Consider the following 3,041-nt stretch of genomic DNA (forward strand, 5'->3'; position numbering starts at 1 on the left):
AAAGTGGGCGAGTGATGGAGATGCGGTGATTGTCGTGTGAGTGTCCGATCGGGGACGGGCTGTTGTACACAGGTAGAGGTGTATAGGGGACGGTCAGGGGGGGCATGCCGGGTCGCGGGCTGGGGGAGGCCGGACTTCCCGTTAGACCCGGCGGTCCCCATCGAGGCCTGCTGCTTGGTGCCGTCGCTGTCGTTGCCGCTCACGGCGCCGGCGTCCTGGTCGTCATCGGCAGCGGGCTTGTCCCAGCCCATCTGCGCGACCAGGCGGTCGTAGGCGTCCTGTGCCATGGCGAGGTCGGCGAGCTTCTCGGCGAGCTCCTGCTCGGTCACGCCGGCGCGCTCGGAGGCCTCCTCGTAGGCGGCACGGGCGGCGTCGAGCTCGCCCGCGGCCTTGTCGAGGGCGTCCTTCTTCGCCTGATAGGCGCTGTGCGCCTCGGCCGCGGCCTGGGCGACCGCGGGGCTCGCGGTCGCGACCTTGAGGCCGTTTACCACGATGTCCTCGGCCGTCTGCTGGGCGAGCACGGCCTTCCAGGCGGAAGCGAGCTCGGTCTGCTCAGCGATGGTCGCCTCGAGCTCCTTGATGGACTGCTGGAGCGCGGCCTGCTCGTTCTCGATGCGCTCGAATTGCGCAAGACGTTACATTATCTTCTGAAACATATAGCGCACCTTGTCCAGGCGGCTGTTTGGACGGCGGGGCTGGATGACTGGCTTGCCGACAGCGGCCTGATACCCTTTCAGTTCTGTAAGGCATACGCTCTGCCCGTTGGTGTAAAAGGCCAGATCAGTACGGTATGCCTGTATACAGCGGGCGGGAATCTCGCCAGTAAAGACAACTTCATCCTTTTTTACCTGGACCGTTTCGATGGTGGCACAGTATTTCGGTGCATCATGATAAGCCCTGGAAAGATATTCCCGGGGCGCATAGAGGGTGAAGGAGAGATAAGGTTCCAGCAGTTGCGTCCCTGATTCCTTCAATGCCTGTTCCAATACAATCGGGGCCAATGAGCGGAAGTCCGCCGGCGTGCTGACCGGACTGTAATAAAGCCCGTATTCAAAGCAAATCTTACAGTCCGTTACGTTCCAGCCGAACAAGCCCTGCTCCAGCCCGTAACGGATACCATCCCTGACAGCGTTTTGAAAACTCTGGTTCAAGTATCCCAGCGAAACCCGGCTCTCGTATTGTACACCGGAGCCAAGCGGGAGTGGTGTAACAGACAGTCCGATGGATGCCCAAAACGGGTTGGGCGGCACCTCGATATGGATGGTGTGGCTGGCTGCTTTGAGCGGCCGCTCCATATAAATGACGGTGGGTTCCTTTACCACTGTTTCAAGCTTGTATTTTTCCGACAGCAAAGCGGAAACAACCTCCAACTGCACCCGGCCCAAAAAAGAAAGAATGATCTCATGGGTGATGGAATCCACCTCGCAGCGCAAAAGCGGGTCAGTATCCGCAAGTTGCGTAAGAGCGTCCAGCAGCCGTTCTCTTTGCGCTGCCGTTTTCGGCGCAATCGACGTCCGCAGCATGGGGAGGGGGTCCTCACGCCACCTTTTACGAGGGAGCCGGGTTGGGTCCCCTAATACATCGTTTAACCTCACGCTGTCGCTGGGAAGGATAACAATTTCACCCGGATAAGCGGTGTCTGTCCGAACAATTTCCCCTTTGGATGGAATACGCATCTCTGTGATTTTCAGCTTTTCTCTCCCGGCCAGGGCCACCGTATCCCGCAGGCGCAGCGTTCCGCTGTATAGCCGTAGATAGACACGCCGCTGGCCGCAATCTGTATACTCCACCTTGAAAACGCTGCCGCATAGGGCGGCGCTCCCCTGTTCCCCAATCGGTTGGAACAGCCCTGTCACCGCATCCATCAACGGTTGAATGCCAAGGCCCTTTTTGGCGCTGCCATAATAGACCGGGAACAGGGAGGCGTCTTGAACCCGCCGCTGTTCCTCCCGCACAAGTTTTTCCCGGCTGATTGGTTCTCCTGCGATATACTTTTCCAATAATTTATCGTTATTTTCGATGACCGCATCCCATGCTTCTATGTCGGTATTTTCCTCCAGGACTATTTCCGGGGACAGCGACACCGTCTGCTTGATGATAATATCGGCGGAGAGCTTATCCCGAACAGACTGAACCACGCTCTGCAAATCAACGCCAGCCTGGTCGATCTTGTTGATAAAGATAACGGTGGGAATGTTCATTTTCCGCAGGGCATGGAACAGAATACGGGTCTGGGCCTGCACGCCATCTTTAGCGGAGATCACCAAGATGGCCCCATCTAAAACAGCCAAAGAGCGGTACACCTCCGCCAAAAAATCCATGTGGCCGGGCGTATCCACAATGTTGACTTTACATCTGTGCCACTGGAAGGAAGTGACTGCCGCTTGAATGGTAATCCCACGCTGCCGCTCCAAAAACATGGTGTCCGTCCTCGTTGTCCCTTTTTCGACGCTCCCCGGTTCTGAAATGGCTCCGCTGGCATATAGCAGGCTCTCCGTCAAGGTCGTCTTTCCAGCGTCTACATGGGCAAGAATTCCAATATTGATTATTTTCATGTGATTGTCCTCCCTTTACTGCCCCGAAGGGCATAAAAATCCCCAGCAGTAAAATACTTTTACCACTGGGGATGATAATTTGCGGACATACGCATATACAGCATACACCTGTTTGTGAGTGCTGTTTTTGGGGATATGTCAAAATTGATAAGGCAAAAGTATTCTTAAATTGGGTACAAAAAACTAAGACCCTACAAAAGGGACTATCATAATCCTTTGTTCCCACTATTTGATTATAGTTTTATTTAAGAATACCTTGCCGCATATTTTTTACTCCTTTTCTGGACTTGAATTATTATATCACATCAGTCTTAGGAAAACAAGTATCTAAAAGAAATTTTTCTTCCCCTTATATGTAAGTTTGATTTGCAGGTTGAGCGAGACGCCTCCAGGACTCAGCGAAACATGTTTCGCTGAGTCCTGGAGGCGTCTCGCGCCCTACCCTCTCTGTCGCGGGCCGGAATCGGCCGGCCCGCGACAGAGAGC

At 54.8% G+C, this 3,041-nt stretch carries 2 protein-coding genes; both read right to left on the reverse strand.

The genetic code is table 11. The features are described 5' to 3' along the window. Positions 1 to 521 (reverse strand): hypothetical protein (locus BN3789_RS12195; protein WP_229254390.1); only part of this gene is annotated, 521 nt, incomplete at its 3' end. 114 nt (positions 522 to 635) lie between these two features. Continuing rightward, positions 636 to 2,555 carry a tetracycline resistance ribosomal protection protein Tet(W) gene (tet(W), locus tag BN3789_RS12200; protein WP_000691721.1) on the reverse strand — a complete coding sequence of 640 codons (1,920 nt, stop codon included), beginning with the start codon at positions 2,553 to 2,555 and terminating at the stop codon, positions 636 to 638. Between the last annotated feature and the right edge of the window lie 486 nt (positions 2,556 to 3,041).

Origin of the sequence: Collinsella ihumii, from assembly GCF_900046475.1 — a bacterium.
GTDB lineage: Bacteria > Actinomycetota > Coriobacteriia > Coriobacteriales > Coriobacteriaceae > Collinsella > Collinsella ihumii.